The organism is Pseudomonas putida, from assembly GCF_002025705.1.
GTDB classification, from domain to species: domain Bacteria; phylum Pseudomonadota; class Gammaproteobacteria; order Pseudomonadales; family Pseudomonadaceae; genus Aquipseudomonas; species Aquipseudomonas putida_J.
Window position 1 is genome coordinate 1,575,664 of the sequence record NZ_CP018846.1, and the last position, 17,166, is coordinate 1,592,829.

Annotated in this window: 14 protein-coding genes; 10 read left to right on the forward strand and 4 right to left on the reverse strand. The window is 64.1% G+C overall.

The features are described from left to right. Positions 1–121: 121 nt before the first annotated feature. The 4 genes from prpC (at position 122) to prpD (ending at position 6,847) form a co-directional block, all read left to right on the forward strand. The gene (gene prpC / locus BUQ73_RS07235) at positions 122–1,249 is read left to right on the forward strand and encodes a 2-methylcitrate synthase (RefSeq protein WP_060483892.1); all 1,128 of its coding nucleotides are present in this window, start codon (positions 122–124) and stop codon (positions 1,247–1,249) included. Between the two features lie 163 nt (positions 1,250–1,412). Further along, positions 1,413–4,001 (forward strand): Fe/S-dependent 2-methylisocitrate dehydratase AcnD, encoded by a 2,589-nt coding sequence (gene acnD / locus BUQ73_RS07240; protein ID WP_079227227.1) that lies wholly within the window; start codon positions 1,413–1,415, stop codon positions 3,999–4,001. Between the two features lie 13 nt (positions 4,002–4,014). Beyond that, complete coding sequence (gene prpF, locus BUQ73_RS07245; protein WP_079227228.1) at positions 4,015–5,205, forward strand: 2-methylaconitate cis-trans isomerase PrpF; 1,191 nt, start codon at positions 4,015–4,017, stop codon at positions 5,203–5,205. A 157-nt stretch (positions 5,206–5,362) separates the two neighbouring features. After that, on the forward strand, positions 5,363–6,847 hold the full coding sequence (gene prpD / locus BUQ73_RS07250; RefSeq protein WP_079227229.1) for a 2-methylcitrate dehydratase: 1,485 nt from the start codon (positions 5,363–5,365) through the stop codon (positions 6,845–6,847). A 112-nt stretch (positions 6,848–6,959) separates the two neighbouring features. Here the strand turns inward: prpD and acnB are convergent, their stop codons facing one another. Further along, a complete protein-coding gene (gene acnB / locus BUQ73_RS07255; protein ID WP_079227230.1) occupies positions 6,960–9,569 on the reverse strand; it encodes a bifunctional aconitate hydratase 2/2-methylisocitrate dehydratase in 2,610 nt (869 codons plus the stop codon). A gap of 405 nt (positions 9,570–9,974) precedes the next feature. Here acnB and BUQ73_RS07260 point away from each other — a divergent pair, with 405 nt between their 5' ends. Then, the gene (locus BUQ73_RS07260) at positions 9,975–10,454 is read left to right on the forward strand and encodes a DUF1289 domain-containing protein (RefSeq protein WP_079227231.1); all 480 of its coding nucleotides are present in this window, start codon (positions 9,975–9,977) and stop codon (positions 10,452–10,454) included. 21 nt (positions 10,455–10,475) lie between these two features. Here the strand turns inward: BUQ73_RS07260 and queD are convergent, their stop codons facing one another. Together queD and BUQ73_RS07270 are read right to left on the reverse strand one after the other, a co-directional pair. After that, the gene (queD, locus tag BUQ73_RS07265) at positions 10,476–10,832 is read right to left on the reverse strand and encodes a 6-carboxytetrahydropterin synthase QueD (RefSeq protein ID WP_012271598.1); all 357 of its coding nucleotides are present in this window, start codon (positions 10,830–10,832) and stop codon (positions 10,476–10,478) included. A gap of 53 nt (positions 10,833–10,885) precedes the next feature. Continuing rightward, positions 10,886–11,965, reverse strand: coding sequence for a patatin-like phospholipase family protein (locus tag BUQ73_RS07270; RefSeq protein WP_027919656.1), 1,080 nt, complete (start codon positions 11,963–11,965; stop codon positions 10,886–10,888). 152 nt (positions 11,966–12,117) lie between these two features. On the opposite strand from BUQ73_RS07270, the gene BUQ73_RS07275 reads away from it, so the two are divergent. The 5 genes from BUQ73_RS07275 (at position 12,118) to BUQ73_RS07295 (ending at position 16,212) form a co-directional block, all read left to right on the forward strand. Then, positions 12,118–12,426 (forward strand): PepSY domain-containing protein, encoded by a 309-nt coding sequence (locus BUQ73_RS07275; protein WP_027919657.1) that lies wholly within the window; start codon positions 12,118–12,120, stop codon positions 12,424–12,426. After that, positions 12,426–12,740 carry a PepSY domain-containing protein gene (locus BUQ73_RS07280; protein WP_079227232.1) on the forward strand — a complete coding sequence of 105 codons (315 nt, stop codon included), beginning with the start codon at positions 12,426–12,428 and terminating at the stop codon, positions 12,738–12,740. The genes BUQ73_RS07275 and BUQ73_RS07280 overlap by 1 nt, the downstream gene beginning before the upstream one ends. A 1-nt stretch (position 12,741) precedes the next feature. After that, positions 12,742–13,410, forward strand: a complete 669-nt coding sequence (locus tag BUQ73_RS07285; RefSeq protein ID WP_079227233.1) for a response regulator transcription factor — start codon at positions 12,742–12,744, stop codon at positions 13,408–13,410. Beyond that, the gene (locus BUQ73_RS07290) at positions 13,407–14,726 is read left to right on the forward strand and encodes a sensor histidine kinase (RefSeq protein WP_079227234.1); all 1,320 of its coding nucleotides are present in this window, start codon (positions 13,407–13,409) and stop codon (positions 14,724–14,726) included. The genes BUQ73_RS07285 and BUQ73_RS07290 overlap by 4 nt, the downstream gene beginning before the upstream one ends. A gap of 328 nt (positions 14,727–15,054) precedes the next feature. Next, complete coding sequence (locus BUQ73_RS07295) at positions 15,055–16,212, forward strand: HPP family protein (RefSeq protein ID WP_079227235.1); 1,158 nt, start codon at positions 15,055–15,057, stop codon at positions 16,210–16,212. On the opposite strand, the gene BUQ73_RS07300 is transcribed toward BUQ73_RS07295, so the two are convergent. Continuing rightward, complete coding sequence (locus BUQ73_RS07300) at positions 16,186–17,052, reverse strand: LysR family transcriptional regulator (protein WP_079227236.1); 867 nt, start codon at positions 17,050–17,052, stop codon at positions 16,186–16,188. The two genes, BUQ73_RS07295 and BUQ73_RS07300, sit on opposite strands and share 27 nt — an antisense overlap. Between the last annotated feature and the right edge of the window lie 114 nt (positions 17,053–17,166).

A 17,166-nucleotide genomic window follows, 5' to 3' on the forward strand; every position in this document is an offset into this window, starting at 1 on the left:
GCTGAACCCGCTCCCAGAGGTAGCTTGTAGGAGCGGGTTTACCCGCGAAGAGGCCGGCCCAGGCAATCACCCGAATTAGCCAGATCGCTTCCTATAACAAGTTCAAGAAAGGAGAAACACCATGGCCGAAGCAAAAGTACTCAGTGGCGCTGGCCTGCGTGGCCAGGTGGCCGGCCAGACTGCACTGTCGACCGTGGGCCAGGCCGGTGCCGGGCTGACCTACCGTGGTTACGACGTCCGTGACCTGGCCGCCGGTGCCGAATTCGAAGAAGTCGCTTACCTGCTGCTGTATGGCGAACTGCCGAGCAAGGCGGAACTGGCCGATTACAAGCGCAAGCTCAAGGGCCTGCGTGACCTGCCGCAGGCGCTGAAGGAAGTGCTCGAGCGCATCCCGCGTGATGCCCACCCGATGGATGTGATGCGCACCGGTTGCTCGGTGCTGGGTACCCTGGAGCCGGAGCTGACCTTCGACGCCCAGCGTGAGAAAACCGACCGCCTGCTGGCGCTGTTCCCGGCGGTGATGTGCTACTGGTACCGCTTCACTCACCACGGCGTGCGCATCGACTGCACCAGCGACGAAGACACCCTCGGCGGCCACTTCCTGCACCTGCTGCACGGCAAGAAGCCGAGCGAGCTGCATGTCAAGGTGATGAACGTGTCGCTGATCCTCTACGCCGAGCACGAGTTCAACGCCTCGACCTTCACCGCGCGGGTCTGCGCCTCGACCCTGTCCGACCTGTATTCCTGCGTCACTGCCGCCATCGGCTCGCTGCGTGGCCCGCTGCACGGTGGTGCCAACGAAGCGGCGATGGAGCTGATCGAGCGCTTCCAGAGCCCGCAGGAAGCCACCGCCGAACTGCTGCGCATGCTTGAGCGCAAGGACAAGATCATGGGCTTCGGCCACGCGATCTACAAAGAGTCCGACCCGCGTAACGAGGTGATCAAGGGCTGGTCGAAGCAGCTTGCCGACCAGGTCGGTGACACGGTCCTGTACCCAGTTTCCGAAGCCATCGACAAGACCATGTGGGAGCAGAAGCGCCTGTTCCCCAACGCTGACTTCTACCATGCCTCGGCGTACCACTTCATGGGCATTCCGACCAAGCTGTTCACCCCGATTTTCGTTTGCTCGCGCCTGACCGGCTGGGCTGCGCATGTGTTCGAACAGCGCGCCAACAACCGCATCATCCGCCCGAGCGCCGAGTATGTCGGCGTCGAACAGCGCCAGTTCGTGCCAATCGAGCAGCGCTGAGTCAAAGACCGTTGGGGCTGCTGCGCAGCCCTTTCGCGACACAAGGCCGCTCCTACAGGGACGGTGTTGTACTTGTGGGAGCGGCCTTGTGTCGCGAAAGGGGCGCGCAGCGCCCCCAGGCCTGACCTGCTTACCGAATACCGTGACCGAGCCTGATAACGATATGAACACTGCATACCGCAAGAACCTGCCAGGCACCGCCCTGGACTATTTCGACGCCCGCGCCGCGGTCGAGGCAATCAAGCCCGGTGCCTACGACAGCCTGCCGTACACCTCTCGCGTGCTGGCCGAAAACCTCGTACGCCGTTGCGCCCCGGCGACCCTCGACGCCTCCCTGGGTCAGCTGATCGAGCGCAAGCGCGACCTCGACTTCCCATGGTTCCCGGCCCGCGTGGTGTGCCACGACATCCTCGGCCAGACCGCCTTGGTCGACCTTGCCGGCCTGCGTGATGCCATCGCCGACAAAGGCGGTGACCCGGCCGCAGTCAACCCGGTGGTGCCGGTGCAGCTGATCGTCGACCACTCCCTGGCTGTGGAATGCGGTGGTTTCGACCCGCAGGCGTTCGAGAAGAACCGCGCCATCGAAGACCGCCGTAACGAAGACCGCTTCCACTTCATCAACTGGACCAAGAAGGCGTTCAAGAACGTCGACGTGATCCAGCCCGGCAACGGCATCATGCACCAGATCAACCTGGAGAAGATGTCGCCGGTCATTCACAGCGACCGCGGCGTGGCCTACCCGGATACCTGCGTCGGCACCGACAGCCACACCCCGCATGTCGACGCGCTGGGCGTGATCGCCATTGGTGTCGGCGGCCTGGAAGCCGAAAACGTCATGCTCGGCCGTGCCTCGTGGATGCGCCTGCCGGAAATCGTCGGCGTCGAGCTGACCGGCAAGCTGGCGCCGAACATCACCGCCACCGACCTGGTACTGGCCCTCACCGAATTCCTGCGCAAGCAGAAAGTCGTTGGTGCCTACCTCGAGTTCCATGGCGAAGGGGCGCGCGCCCTGACCCTGGGCGACCGTGCCACCATTTCCAACATGGCGCCGGAATACGGCGCCACTGCGGCGATGTTCGCCATCGACCAGCAGACCATCGACTACCTCAAGCTGACCGGCCGCGATGACCAGCAGGTACAGCTGGTGGAGACCTACGCCAAGGTCGCCGGCCTGTGGGCTGACAGCCTGGCCAAGGCCGAGTACGAGCGCACCCTGAGCTTTGACCTGTCGAGCGTGGTGCGCAACATGGCCGGCCCGTCCAACCCGCATGCCCGCGTCGCTACCAGCGACCTGGCGGCCAAGGGCATCGCGGGCGCCTGGGAAGAAGTACCAGGCCAGATGCCCGACGGCGCAGTGATCATTGCCGCCATCACCAGTTGCACCAACACCAGCAACCCGCGCAACGTGATTGCCGCAGGCCTGCTGGCGCGCAACGCCAACAAGCTCGGCCTCAACCGCAAGCCGTGGGTCAAGTCATCGCTGGCGCCGGGCTCCAAGGCCGTGCAGCTGTACCTGGAAGAGGCAGGGCTGGAAAAGGAACTGGAGCAACTGGGCTTTGGCATCGTCGCCTTCGCCTGCACCACCTGCAACGGCATGTCGGGTGCGCTTGACCCGGTGATCCAGCAGGAAATCATCGACCGCGACCTGTACGCCACCGCCGTGCTGTCGGGTAACCGCAACTTCGACGGGCGCATCCACCCTTACGCCAAGCAGGCGTTCCTCGCGTCGCCGCCACTGGTGGTGGCCTACGCGATTGCCGGCACCATCCGCTTCGACATCGAGAAAGATGTGCTGGGCGTGGTCGACGGCAAGGAAATCCGCCTCAAGGACATCTGGCCGAGCGACGAGGAAATCGACGCGGTGGTGCGTGCGGCGGTCAAGCCGGAACAGTTCCGCAAGGTCTATATCCCGATGTTCGCCATCGAGGAAGACCGCGGGCCGAAAGTCGCGCCGCTGTACGACTGGCGCCCGATGAGCACCTATATCCGCCGCCCGCCTTACTGGGAAGGTGCCCTGGCCGGCGAACGTACCCTGCGTGGCATGCGCCCGCTGGCGGTGCTGCCGGACAACATCACCACCGACCACCTGTCGCCGTCCAACGCCATCCTGCTCGACAGCGCCGCAGGTGAGTACCTGGCGAAGATGGGCCTGCCCGAAGAGGACTTCAACTCCTATGCCACACACCGTGGCGACCACCTGACCGCCCAGCGCGCTACCTTCGCCAACCCCAAGTTGTTCAACGAAATGGTGCGCAAGGATGACGGCAGCGTGAAGCAGGGTTCGCTGGCGCGCATCGAGCCGGAAGGCAAGGTGACGCGCATGTGGGAGGCCATCGAGACCTACATGGAGCGCAAGCAGCCGCTGATCATCGTCGCCGGTGGCGACTATGGCCAGGGTTCGTCCCGCGACTGGGCGGCCAAAGGTGTGCGCCTGGCCGGTGTCGAAGCGATCGTCGCCGAAGGCTTCGAGCGCATTCACCGCACCAACCTGGTGGGCATGGGGGTGTTGCCGCTGGAGTTCAAGCCGGGCACCGACCGCAAGACCCTGGGCCTGGATGGCAGCGAGACTTATGACGTGCTCGGCGAGCGCAAGCCGCGGGCGACCCTGACCCTGGTGGTGACACGGCGCAATGGCGAGCGTGTGGAGGTGCCAGTGACCTGCCGCCTGGACACTGCCGAGGAAGTGTCGATCTACGAGGCGGGCGGGGTGCTGCAGCGCTTTGCCCAGGACTTCCTCGAAGCGACCGCTTGAACAGGACTTGAACATGGCACATGTAGCGCAAGTGAAAATTCCCGCCACCTACATCCGTGGCGGCACCAGCAAAGGCGTGTTCTTCCGCCTGCAGGACCTGCCGGAACCGGCTCAGGTCCCAGGCCCGGCGCGTGACGCGCTGCTGTTGCGGGTAATCGGCAGCCCCGACCCATATGCCAAGCAGATCGACGGCATGGGCGGCGCCACCTCGAGCACCAGCAAGACGGTCATCCTGTCGAAGAGCATCAAGCCCGGGCACGATGTCGACTACCTGTTCGGCCAGGTCGCCATCGACAAGGCCTTCGTCGACTGGAGCGGCAACTGCGGCAACCTTTCTGCTGCGGTCGGCTCGTTCGCCATCAGCAACGCCCTGGTCGACCCGGCGCGCATTCCGCGCAACGGCATGGCCACGGTGCGCATCTGGCAGGCCAACATCGGCAAGACCATCATTGCCCATGTACCGATCACCGAAGGTGAGGTGCAGGAAACCGGTGACTTCGAACTGGACGGGGTGACCTTCCCGGCCGCCGAAGTGCAGCTTGAGTTCCTCGACCCGGCCGCCGACGAGGATGGCGATGGCGGTGCGATGTTCCCCACCGGCAACCTGGTGGACGACCTGGAAGTGCCGGGTGTCGGTACCTTCAAGGCGACCTTGATCAATGCCGGTATCCCCACCGTGTTCGTCAATGCCGCCGACATCGGTTACACCGGCACTGAATTGCAGGACGCGATCAACGGCGACCCCCAGGCGCTGCTACGTTTCGAGACCATCCGCGCCTACGGCGCCGTGCGCATGGGCCTGATCGAGCATGTCGACCAGGCTGCCGGGCGTCAGCACACGCCGAAGGTGGCTTTCGTTGCGCCGCCGAGCACCTACACTGCGTCCAGTGGCAAGGCAGTTGCGGCCGGTGACATCGACCTGTTGGTGCGTGCGTTGTCCATGGGCAAGCTGCACCACGCGATGATGGGGACCGCTGCCGTGGCCATTGGTACCGCTGCAGCCATTCCGGGCACGCTGGTCAACCTCGCCGCGGGCGGGGGCGAGCGCAGTGCCGTGCGTTTTGGCCACCCGTCCGGCACCTTGCGGGTCGGGGCCGAGGCGCGCCAGGTGGATGGCGAGTGGACGGTGACCAAGGCAATCATGAGCCGCAGTGCTCGCGTGCTGATGGAGGGCTGGGTTCGCGTGCCTGGCGATAGCTTCTAACGCACCACTGGCGCTCGGCTTTCGTTAGCTGGGGCTGCTTTGCAGCCCTTTCGCGACGCGAGGCCGCTCCTACAGGAATACGCGGTCTCTTGTAGGGGCGGCCTTGGGTCGCGAAAGGGTCGCGAAGCGGCCCCGGCAATTCCGAAGGGAGCTGGCTATGAGCGCCAACGTGGACCTGAATGACCGCCCGGACTACGACCGGGTACTGCAAACCCTGGCCGACTACGCCCTCGGTTACCGGGTCGAATCCCCTGAAGCCCTGGATACCGCGCGCAACTGCCTGATGGACACCCTGGGCTGTGGCTTGCTGGCCCTGCGTTTCCCCGAATGCACCAAGCTCCTCGGTCCGCTGGTGGAAGGTACCGTAGTGCCCAATGGCGCGCGCGTTCCCGGTACCGCCTACCGCCTCGACCCGGTCAAGGCGGCCTGGGACATCGGCTGCACCGTGCGCTGGCTGGACTACAACGACACCTGGCTGGCCGCCGAATGGGCGCACCCTTCGGACAACCTTGGCGGCATCCTGGCGGTTGCCGATCACCTGTCGCAGAAGCGTGTGGCCAGTGGCGAAGCACCGCTGCTGATGCGTGACGTGCTCGAAGCCATGGTCATGGCCCATGAGATCCAGGGCGTGCTGGCACTGGAGAACTCGTTCAATCGCGTCGGCCTCGATCACGTGATACTGGTCAAGGTGGCCTCGACCGCCGTATGCGCCCGGCTGATGGGGGCTAATCGCGAACAGATGCTCTCGGCTCTTTCCCATGCATTCGTCGATGGCCAGGCATTGCGCACTTACCGCCATGCGCCCAATGCCGGCTCACGCAAGTCCTGGGCGGCGGGTGATGCCTCCAGCCGGGGCGTGCGCCTGGCTGATATCGCGCTGCGTGGCGAAATGGGCGTGCCAGGGGTGCTGACTGCGGCGCAGTGGGGTTTTCATGACGTCTCGTTCAGCCACACCAACAAGGACCTGGCGGTAAAACCTGCCGGCCAGTATGAACTGCGCCTGCCGCAACCCTTGGCCAGTTACGTGATGGAGAATGTGCTGTTCAAGGTCAGCTTTCCAGCCGAGTTCCACGCCCAGACGGCCTGCGAAGCGGCAGTGACCCTGCACCCGCTGGTGCGTAACCGCCTGCATGAAATCGACCGCATCGTCATCACCACCCAAGAGTCGGCGATCCGCATCATTTCCAAGCGTGGCCCGCTGGCCAATGCTGCCGACCGTGATCATTGCCTGCAATATATGGTGGCGGTGCCGCTGATCTTCGGCCACCTGGTGGCCGAGCATTATGAAGATGCCTTCCATGCCAATCACCCCAGCATCGATCGCCTGCGCGAGAAGATGGAGGTGGTCGAAGACCCGCGCTTTAGCCGTGAGTATCTGGAGCCGGACAAGCGCTCGATTGCCAATGCCGTGCAGGTGTTCTTCAAGGATGGCAGCAGTACCGAGCAGGTGCTGGTGGAGTACCCGATCGGGCATCGGCGGCGGCGCGAGGAGGGGATACCGCTGCTGGAGGCCAAGTTCAAGGGCAACCTGGCGACGCGCTTTGTGCGCCAGCGCTGCGAAGCGATTTTTGAACTCTGCAAGGACCAGCAAAGGCTGGAACAGATGGCCGTGCACAGGTTTGTCGATCTGTTCGTGATTTGAGTTTCCATTGCTGGCCTCTTCGCGGGTTTACCCGCGAAGAGGCCGGCACAGGCTGAAACAAGAAAGCCCCGGCATCGCTGCCGGGGCTTTCTTTTACTGCATGTAACTCAGCTTACGCCTGAACCACCGGGATCTTGGCGTTGGCAGCCGCTTCACGGAACTCGGCGATCTGGTCGAAGCTCAGGTAGCGGTAAACGTCGGCAGCCATGCTGTCGATGTCTTTCGCGTACTGCATGTACTCTTCGACGGTCGGCAGCTTGCCGATGATCGAAGCGACAGCAGCCAGCTCGGCCGAGGCCAGGTACACGTTGGTGGCGTCGCCCAGACGGTTCGGGAAGTTACGGGTCGAGGTGGAGACCACGGTCGAACCGGTCTGCACACGTGCCTGGTTACCCATGCACAGCGAGCAGCCTGGCATTTCCATGCGCGCACCGGCCTTGCCGTAGATGCCGTAGTAGCCTTCTTCGGTCAGCTGGTGGGCGTCCATCTTGGTTGGCGGGGCCAGCCACAGACGGGTCGGGATACCGCCCTTGACCTTGTCCAGCAGCTTGCCGGCAGCGCGGAAGTGACCGATGTTGGTCATGCACGAACCGATGAACACTTCGTCGATCTTCTCGCCCTGTACCGAGGACAGCAGGCGGGCATCGTCCGGGTCGTTCGGCGCGCAGAGCACAGGCTCCTTGACGTCGGCCAGGTCGATTTCGATGATTTCGGCGTATTCGGCATCGGCGTCGGCCGACAGCAGCTCAGGCTTGGCCAGCCAGGCTTCCATGGCCTGGGCGCGACGCTCCAGGGTGCGGGCATCGCCGTAGCCTTCGCCGATCATCCAGCGCAGCAGGGTGATGTTGGACTGCAGGTATTCGGCAATGGCCTTTTCCGGCAGCTTGATGGTGCAGCCAGCAGCGGAACGCTCAGCCGAGGCGTCGGACAGCTCGAAGGCTTGCTCGACGGTCAGTTCGTCCAGGCCTTCGATTTCCAGGATGCGGCCGGAGAAGGCGTTTTTCTTGCCTTTCTTCTCGACGGTCAGCAGGCCCTTCTGGATGGCGTAGTAAGGGATGGCGTGGACCAGGTCACGCAGGGTGATGCCTGGCTGCAGTTTGCCCTTGAAGCGCACCAGGATCGATTCTGGCATGTCCAGCGGCATGACGCCGGTGGCGGCGGCGAAGGCCACCAGGCCGGAACCGGCCGGGAACGAGATGCCGATCGGGAAGCGGGTGTGCGAGTCGCCACCGGTACCCACGGTGTCTGGCATCAGCATGCGGTTCAGCCAGCTGTGGATGATGCCGTCGCCTGGGCGCAGCGACACGCCGCCACGGGTGCGGATGAAGTCTGGCAGGGTGTGGTGGGTGGTGACGTCGATCGGCTTCGGATAAGCCGCGGTGTGGCAGAACGACTGCATCACCAGGTCAGCGGAGAAGCCCAGGCATGCCAGGTCTTTCAGCTCGTCACGGGTCATCGGGCCAGTGGTGTCCTGGGAACCGACGGTGGTCATCTTCGGCTCGCAGTAGGCACCTGGGCGTACGCCCTGGCCTTCAGGCATGCCGCAGGCACGGCCGACCATCTTCTGCGCCAGGGTGAAGCCCTTGCCGGTGTCGGCTGGCTGCTCTGGCTTCTTGAACAGGTCGGAAGCGCCCAGGCCCAGCTCGGCGCGGGCTTTTTCAGTCAGGCCACGGCCGACGATCAGCGGGATACGGCCGCCTGCGCGGACTTCGTCGAGCAGCACTTCGGTTTTCAGCGCGAAGCTGGTGACCAGCTCGTCGCTGCCGTGACGGCGCACTTCACCTTTGAATGGGTAAACGTCGATGACGTCGCCCATGGCCAGGTTGGTGCAGTCGAACTCGATCGGCAGGGCGCCGGCGTCTTCCATGGTGTTGTAGAAGATCGGGGCGATCTTGGTGCCGAAGCAGAAACCACCGGCGCGCTTGTTCGGCACGTACGGGATGTCGTCGCCGAAGAACCACAGCACCGAGTTGGTGGCGGATTTACGCGAGGAACCGGTACCGACCACGTCACCGACGTAGGCAACCGGGAAGCCCTTGGCCTTGACCGCTTCGATCTGCGCCAGCGGGCCGACCGAACCAGGCTGAGATGGCTCGATGCCGTCACGGGCCATTTTCAGCATCGCCAGGGCGTGCAGCGGGATGTCAGGGCGCGACCAGGCGTCCGGAGCAGGGGACAGGTCGTCGGTGTTGGTTTCGCCAGGCACCTTGAACACGGTCAGGGTGTACTTGTCGGCGATGGCCGGACGCGAGGTGAACCACTCGCCGGCAGCCCAGGAGTCCAGCACGGCCTTGGCGTGAACGTTGCCGGCCTTGGCTTTTTCGGCCACATCGTGGAAGGCATCGAACATCAGCAGGGTGTGCTTGAGCTGTTCGGCCGCGACGGCGCCCAGTTCGGCGTCGTCGAGCAGCGCGACCAGCGTCTCGATGTTGTAGCCGCCCTGCATGGTGCCCAGCAGTTCAGCAGCGTGCTTGCGGTCGATCAGTGGCGACTTGGCTTCGCCCTTGGCCACGGCGGAGAGGAAAGCGGCCTTGACGTAGGCAGCTTCGTCGACCCCTGGTGGAACGCGGTTGGTGATCAGGTCTACGAGGAAGGCTTCTTCGCCGGCCGGCGGGTTTTTCAGCAGCTCGACCAGGCCTGCAGTTTGTTCGGCGTTCAGCGGCTGGGGCACGATACCCAGGGCGGCACGCTCTTCGATGTGTTTGCGGTAGGCTTCAAGCACAGTTATTACCCTCATCAGTGGTCCCTAAAGGGAGTCCGGGACGCTCATCCAGCATTCAATGCACCCATGCGCTGCCACGGCTTTGTGGGCCGCCCAGCCAGAGTCGCAAAGAATCCTTACAGAAGCTGCTTTCAAAGTTTTACGCCTGCAGAACGGGAGCTGATGAGGGCTGGCGCGGGCATGCGAGGGGTGCATGGCCCGGGCCAACGCCGTTCTACCGGATGAACTGTGCTCGTGACGCTTTGAAAACAGCTTCCAACGGACATTGTTGCCTTGAAAAGGCGGGATGATTCTACGGCAAATTGTCGCGGAAGGTAAGGCGGCGATCATGACTTTAACGAGTGACCGTGGTTAGACAAAGGGCTAACATGGGCCCGTGTTCCACCGCCAAGCCGTTGTTTTTCCATGTCCAACCAGTCCATCAAGACCCCTTGCGTCGGCCTTTGCTCCACGGTGTATGGAGACACGGTGTGCCGTGGCTGCAAGCGTTTCCACCATGAAGTGATCCACTGGAACGGCTACGACGAGGCGCAGAAGCGCGCCGTGTGGCTGCGCCTGGAGCAGCTTTTGGCGCAGGTGATGATGGCCAAGCTGGAAGTGTTCGACAAAAATTTGCTGCGCCAGCAATTGCAGCAGCGCTCGATCCGCTTCGTCGAACAGCAGTCGGAATATTGCTGGGCGTATCAGCTGATCGCTCGCGGGGCGCGGATGATCCGCGATCTGGAGGCTTACGGCATGGCGCTGCTGCCGGAGTTTCGCGACTGGGAACTGCCGCAACTGCGCGATGCCATCGACCGCGAGTTTTTCCTGCTCTCCGAGGCCCATTACCAGCGTTACATCGCCCCGAGCTTCCTGCGCGATGCAGTGGGCGACGGGCAGGGCTGAGACCCTGCCCACAGCGGCGGATCAGTCGCCGGTGTATTCGCAACCGCTGGTGCAGGTTTCGTGAATGCGCACTTTGGACAGCTCCGGCATCAACGGCTTGACCTGGTCCCAGATCCACTTGGCGATCACTTCGCTGGTGGGGTTTTCCAGGCCTGGGATGTCGTTCAGGTAGTTGTGGTCCAACTGCTCGTAGATCGGCTTGAAGATCGCCTTGACCTCGGCGAAGTCACGAATCCAGCCGGTGTGCGGGTCCAGCGGGCCGGTCAGGTGCAGGCCGACCTTGAACGAGTGGCCATGCAGGCGGCCGCACTTGTGGCCTTCCGGAACGTGAGGGAGGCGGTGGGCCGATTCGAATGTGAACTCTTTGAAAATTTCCACGCGGTCATAACTCTGTGTGAATCAATAATGCGCGCAGTCTACCAGCATGGCCGCTACAAGGCTTGCAGGCGTTCGTGCAGCCGCCCGGTGGCAATCAGTTCCAGCAGCTCGTCGCCCAGCCGCTGGCTTTCGGCGATCGCCTGGTACCAGTAGCGCTTGCGGCTCGGCGCATCGCCCATGAAGCGCTTGAAGTCGTTACGGTCGGGCAGTTTGCCGTAGGGCAGGGCGGCCAGGTACTGCGGCGACGGAGTCATCAGCAGCACGTTCTGCAGGCGCGTGGCGTCCCCCTTGCGCCAGGGCAGTGCCTTGTCGAACCAGCCGGGCACCACCTTGTCGGTGAAGTGCGGGTACAGCACCAGGTCGTCACCGCGGTAGGGCAGGTCGAGGTGGTAGTCGAGCAGGCCGCCGTCGCGGTAAGTGCCGGCGCCCGCGCCGGGAATGTCGCGCACACCTTCCATCACCATCGGGATCGAGCCCGAGGCGAGCAGGGCGTGGCGCAGGTTGGCCAGGTCCAGCGGCAGGCAGCGCGAGGGAAAGTCGGTGAGGGCGTCAAGCGGCGGTGCACTGCGCGCATCGTGCAGGATGACGCGTTCGAAGTGCCGGGCCAGGCGCGCGCGCCCCAGCAGGTTGCTGGCGATCACCGAACCCAGGCCCATGCCCAGGCGGCCACGATGGTCGTGGGCAAGCTGACCGTGGCTTTTCACCACCAGGATGTTCAGGCGGTAGTGCGGGTTGGCGAGGATCTGGCCGTCGCGGCCCTGCAGCAGGTCGTCGAGCATGCGCTGGCAGCTGCGGCTGATCTCGGCGGGGGTAACACCCTTGGCGAAGTCCTGCTCGGTGTACAGCTCGCCCAGGCGGCGGATGCCGGCAACCGGGTCGTCGAGGCAGGCGCTGGCGAAGCGCCAGGAGCCGATCGAGGCGCCGATCAGTGCGCGTTGCCGCGGTGCCGCTGGCAGCCATTCACCGAACAGGGCCAGGTCCAGCCCCTGGATGCCCAGGGGCTTGGGCCCGCCCGCCGCACCTGGCAATACACCCACATCGGCCGCCTGCAGGCCACGTTCGCGAATTTGCTGCAGCGCGCGCTGGCCAGCCTTGAAGGTGAGTGCAGGGAATTTGATGTGAATGGCGCTCATGACGGATCTCGCAGGTAACAAGCGGGTCATTATAGGGGCTTGATACCACTACAGCTGCGCTATCATGGCGCCAGCTGTTTTCAGGTTGAATTAAGGACCACTGGTTAGTCTTAACCCCGTAGACAACTTGAACGTCGCTCAGGAGAGCCACCATGAAAACCTTGACTGCCCTGTTCACCGCCGCCGCCCTTGCCCTGGGCGCCAATGCTGCTTTCGCCAAGGACGTCCAGCCTGACGAAGTGGTCAAACTGGTCAACGCCAAGACCATCAAGTCGCTGGATGAACTCAAGGCCGCCGCCGTGGCCAAGCACCCAGGTGCCACCGTCACCGATTCGGAGCTGGAAAACGAATACGGTCGCTACATCTACAAGGTCGACCTGCGCGACACGCAGAACGTCGAGTGGGATGTCGACCTGGATGCCAAGACCGGTGAAGTGTTAAAGGACGAGCGGGACAGCTGATGATCCACTTACCCCGGCCGGCGCGGTATCTGGCGCTGTCGTTGCTGGCCGTGTGCTCGCTGGCTGTTGCCCGCGACCTGGACCAGGACCAGGCCCTGAAACTGCGCCAGAAGGGCATCATCCTGCCACTCGAGCAATTGTTGGCAACCGCCCTGGGGCGTTACCCCGGGGCGCGTTTGCTGGAGGCCGAACTGGAAGAAGACGACGGCCGCTACGAATATGAAGTCGAACTGCTGACCAAGGAAGGCGTGGTGCGCGAGATCAAGCTTGATGCCAGCAGTGGTGCCCTGCTCAAAGACGAGGAAGACGACTGACATGCGCCTGCTGCTTGTCGAAGACAACGTGCCCCTGGCCGACGAACTGACCACCAACCTGCAGCGCCAGGGGTATGCCGTGGACTGGTTGGCCGATGGCCGCGATGCGGTTTACCAGGGCCAGAGCGAACCCTACGACCTGATAATCCTCGATCTTGGCCTGCCAGGCTTGCCGGGCCTGGAGGTGCTGGCGCAGTGGCGTGCCGGCGGCCTGGCCACGCCGGTGCTGATCCTTACGGCGCGCGGGTCGTGGGCAGAGCGTATCGAAGGCCTGAAAGCTGGGGCCGACGATTACCTGAGCAAGCCTTTTCACCCCGAGGAACTGCAGCTGCGCATTCAGGCGTTGCTGCGCCGCGCCCGCGGGCTGGCCAACCAGCCAACCCTGGAAGCTGCAGGCCTGCACCTGGATGAAAGCCGCCAGTGCGTGAGCCGCGATGGCGTCGACATCCAGCTCACTGCCGCGGAATTTCGCCTGTTGCGCTACTTCATGCTGCATCCGCAGCAGATCCTGTCCAAGAGCCACCTGGCCGAGCACCTTTACGACGGCGAGACCGAGCGTGATTCCAATGTGCTGGAGGTGCACGTCAACCACCTGCGGCGCAAGCTTGGGCGCAGCGTCATCGAAACGCGTCGCGGGCAGGGGTACATCTATGCCGGGAGCACCGGGTGAAGTCCATCCAGGCGCGCCTGAGCCTGGGCCTGGTCGCCGTGCTGGTGATGGTCGGCGTGGTGCTCGCGCAGCTGACCCTGTGGCTGTTCGAGGCCGGTTTGCAGCGCTACCTGGAAAACGGCCTGCGCAAGGAAAGCGAGAACTTACTGGTGGCGTTGGTGCGTGGGCCGTCTGGCCTGCAGCTGGATGAACGGCGCATTTCCGCGGCTTACCAGCGGCCTTTCTCGGGCTACTACTTCCGTATCGACTTCGACCAGGGGACCTGGCGCTCGCGTTCGCTGTGGGACCTGGACATGCCCAAGCCGGCCGCGCCGGGGCTGTCCGATAGCCATGAGCTGGGCCCGGAAGGCCAGCAACTGCTGGCGTTGCGCGCCGATTACCGGCGCCTGGGCCAGAACATCTCGATCAGCGTGGCGCAAGACTATTCGCCAGTACGCGAGAGCTTTCGTCGGCTGCAGCAGATCGGCCTGGGCATGGGCCTGGTGGCGTTGCTGATCGTGCTGGTGCTGCAGCGCGTTACCGTGACCCGCTCGCTGCGCCCGCTGGAGCGCGCGCGTCAGCAGATCGCCCAACTACAGCAAGGCCAGCGCTCGCAGCTCGATGCCCAGGTGCCCAGTGAGCTGGCGCCGCTGGTGGGCCAGATCAACCACTTGCTCAGCCACACAGAAGACAGCCTGCGCCGTTCGCGCAATGCCTTGGGCAACCTCGGCCATGCGCTGAAGACTCCGCTGGCGGTGCTGCTCAGCCTGGCCTCCAGCGAGCGCTTGAAAGACTTGCCAGAGGTGCAGGCGCAGCTGCGTGAACAGCTGGAGCAGATCCAGCAGCGCCTGGCCCGCGAGCTGAATCGGGCGCGCCTGGCGGGCGATGCCTTGCCTGGGGCGCAGTTCGATTGTGATGCCGAACTGCCGGGCTTGCTTGCGACCTTGGGCATGATCCATGGCGAGGGCTTGCTGCTTGAGCGCGATGTGCCGCCAGGGCTGCTGTTGCCGTGGGATCGCGAAGACGTACTGGAGCTGCTCGGTAACCTGCTGGACAACGCTTGCAAGTGGGCCGACAGCGAAGTGCGGCTGGGGATTGTGCCGACAGCCGAGGGGTATCGGTTGTGGGTCGATGATGACGGCCCCGGTATTCCTGAGAGCCAGCGGCTGCAGGTGCTGGAACGCGGCTCGCGGCTTGATGAGCAGGTCGATGGGCATGGGCTGGGGCTGGGGATCGTGCGCGATATCGTCGAGGCCTGGGGTGGGCGGTTGGCATTGCTTGAGAGCACCTTGGGCGGGTTGCGGGTGAGCATCGAGCTACCGCGCAAGTCGAGGTAATGCTGGGGCCGGCACGCGGCCCTTTCGCGACACAAGGCCGCTCCTACAAGAGATTGCGTTCCCCTGTAGGGGCGGCCTTGTTTCGCGAATGGGGCGCAAAGCGCCCCCAACGGCCAGATCAGCACTGCAAAAAAATTGCAGTACAGCCGCATTTTTTTGAATTAGCCCAATCTTCCCCCGCCCGGCACAATCCCCCTCACGAAACCCTGCGGTTTCCATCTCTCCATGGACGGAGCCCCTTGTGGTATTGCATCCGCGATACAAGGCCCAGGCCACTTCGGCTGGGCTTTCTTTTTAATCAGAAAAACTACAGATCCCGATTACTCAAATGTCTGCCATGCGTTCCGAACGTCGTCTGCAGCGGCTGTTGCCAGCGCCCCTGAATATCCCCCCCAAAGAATGGTTGCGTGCCGGTATCGGCGCGTTGCTCGGCCTGTTCCTCGCCGGTTGGCTGACCAGCCTGGCCTATGGCCCGGGCATTGCCCTGCACCTGCTCGGCCCGTTGGCCGCTTCGGCGGTGCTGGTGTTTGCCGTGCACTCCGGGCCGTTGGCCCAGCCGTGGCCTGTGCTTGGCAGCTATGCCCTGGCCGGTGCGGTCGGCCTGGCCATGCGCCAGGGCTTCGGCCCCGAGCTGTGGGTGGCCGCCGCTGCCCTGGGCATCTCGATACTGGTGATGTGCCTGCTGCGCTGCCTGCACCCGCCGGGTGGTGGCGTGGCGGTGAGCGCGGTGCTGGCCGATTCTGGGCTGACGGCCATGGGTGATCACCTGCTGGAGCCGGTGTTGCTCAATGCGCTGATCCTGGTAAGCGTGGCGGTGATCTACAACCGCCTGACTGGTGTGCGCTACCCGAAAGGCGCATTGCCGCGCAAGGACCCGCACCACACCCACGACCCGCTGCCCAGCGAGCGCGTCGGCATCAGTGGCGCCGACCTGGATCAGGCGCTGGAAGAGTTGGGCGAATTTGTCGACGTCACCCGCGACGAACTGGAACGCATCATCCTCGCCACCGAGCACCACGCGCTGCAGCGCAGCCTCGGCGGCATCACGGCAGGGGCGGTGATGTCGCGTGATGTGCAGTTCGCTTCGCCCCAGACCACCCTGGAGCAGGCCTGGAATATGCTCGCCAGCCATCACCTGAAAACCTTGCCGGTGCTGCAGCAGGGCAAGCTGGTGGGTATCGTCAGCCTCAGCGACCTGGTCGGCCCGGCCATGCAGCGCGGCCAGTTCAGTTGGCGTGGCCTGTTCGGCCGCAAAGTGGTGCGCATGGAGCAGGTGATGAGCCGGCGGGTGGTCAGTGTCAGCAGCCAGCATCCGCTGGAGCGCCTGCTGCCGCTTCTCTGCGAGCAAGGCATGCACTGCCTACCGGTGCTTGACGGTGATCAGCTGGTGGGTGTGGTCACCCAGACCGACCTGGTCGCCGGCCTCAAGCGCCAGTTGCTCAGTGCCGCCGGCAGTGCGTCAGATAACCGGGTCCCAGCGTTGTGACCAATCGCTGGCGCCGGCTGCCACCAGCCGGCGCAGCACCGTGATGGCCTGTTGCAGGGCCTCGCTGTCGCGTTTGCGCGGGTACACCAGGTAGGTCGGGTAGGTGAATTCCGGCGCTTGTGGCACCCGCTCGAACACGCCGCTTTCCAGGTAGGCCTGAACCACACGGGTACGGAAATACCCGCTCCCCCCTTGGTCGAGGATGAACTGCAGGGCCAACGGGCCGAGGTTGAAACTCAGCGCCGGGCGCGCGCAGTCGGGCAGGGCGGCATCGTGCTGGCGGCGGAAGGCTTCACCCCAGTCGATGTAGATGTACGGCTCGGGTTGATCGACCCGGCGCACGCGGATCAGCTTTTCTTCCATCAACTGCTCCACCTGCAGCCCTGGGCCGTAGGTCGGCTGGTACACCAGTGCGGCGTCGAGCAGGCCCATCTCCACCTTGCGCAGCAACGACTCGCCATCGCTCACCTCGCTGCGGATGGCATGGCTGGGCAGCTCGCGGTGCAGGGCACTGACCCAGTCGAGCAACATCGGATTGCCCAGGCTCACTTCCGCGCCTACATGCAGCACCTGCTGGCAACCTTCGGGCAGTGGCAGGTCGCGGCGTGCCGCTTCCCAGGTTTGCACCAGCTGGTTGGCGTAGCTGACGAAGGCTTCGCCGTCACTGGTCAGGCTGGCACCGTTGCGGCTGCGCACGAAAAGCTGGCAGCCCAGTTGCTGCTCCAGGCGTTGCACGCGGGCGGTGATGGCGGTCTGTGACACGAACAGGCGTTCGGCGGCGGCGACCAGGCTGCCGCAACGCACGACTTCCAGAAAGGTTCGGGCCTGATCGATGTCCATGAGCTGCTCTGTGGCGTTAAGGGGCGCCTATTCTAAGGCCTTTGCACTGTTATGGGGCGCATAAGCGTTCTCTGCAAATGTGCATATGCGTTGTGACTTTAGTCCCATGGCGGG

What these genes read in the sequence shown, in the direction of transcription:
- BUQ73_RS07270 (WP_027919656.1), bottom strand. Translation starts at nt 11,965, where the DNA reads ATGAGCGCCATTCACATCAAATTCCCTGCACTCACCTTCAAGGCTGGC.
- BUQ73_RS07280 (WP_079227232.1), top strand. Translation starts at nt 12,426, where the DNA reads ATGATCCACTTACCCCGGCCGGCGCGGTATCTGGCGCTGTCGTTGCTG.
- BUQ73_RS07275 (WP_027919657.1), top strand. Translation starts at nt 12,118, where the DNA reads ATGAAAACCTTGACTGCCCTGTTCACCGCCGCCGCCCTTGCCCTGGGC.
- acnD (WP_079227227.1), top strand. Translation starts at nt 1,413, where the DNA reads ATGAACACTGCATACCGCAAGAACCTGCCAGGCACCGCCCTGGACTAT.
- prpC (WP_060483892.1), top strand. Translation starts at nt 122, where the DNA reads ATGGCCGAAGCAAAAGTACTCAGTGGCGCTGGCCTGCGTGGCCAGGTG.
- prpF (WP_079227228.1), top strand. Translation starts at nt 4,015, where the DNA reads ATGGCACATGTAGCGCAAGTGAAAATTCCCGCCACCTACATCCGTGGC.
- BUQ73_RS07300 (WP_079227236.1), bottom strand. Translation starts at nt 17,052, where the DNA reads ATGGACATCGATCAGGCCCGAACCTTTCTGGAAGTCGTGCGTTGCGGC.
- prpD (WP_079227229.1), top strand. Translation starts at nt 5,363, where the DNA reads ATGAGCGCCAACGTGGACCTGAATGACCGCCCGGACTACGACCGGGTA.
- BUQ73_RS07295 (WP_079227235.1), top strand. Translation starts at nt 15,055, where the DNA reads ATGTCTGCCATGCGTTCCGAACGTCGTCTGCAGCGGCTGTTGCCAGCG.
- BUQ73_RS07260 (WP_079227231.1), top strand. Translation starts at nt 9,975, where the DNA reads ATGTCCAACCAGTCCATCAAGACCCCTTGCGTCGGCCTTTGCTCCACG.
- BUQ73_RS07285 (WP_079227233.1), top strand. Translation starts at nt 12,742, where the DNA reads ATGCGCCTGCTGCTTGTCGAAGACAACGTGCCCCTGGCCGACGAACTG.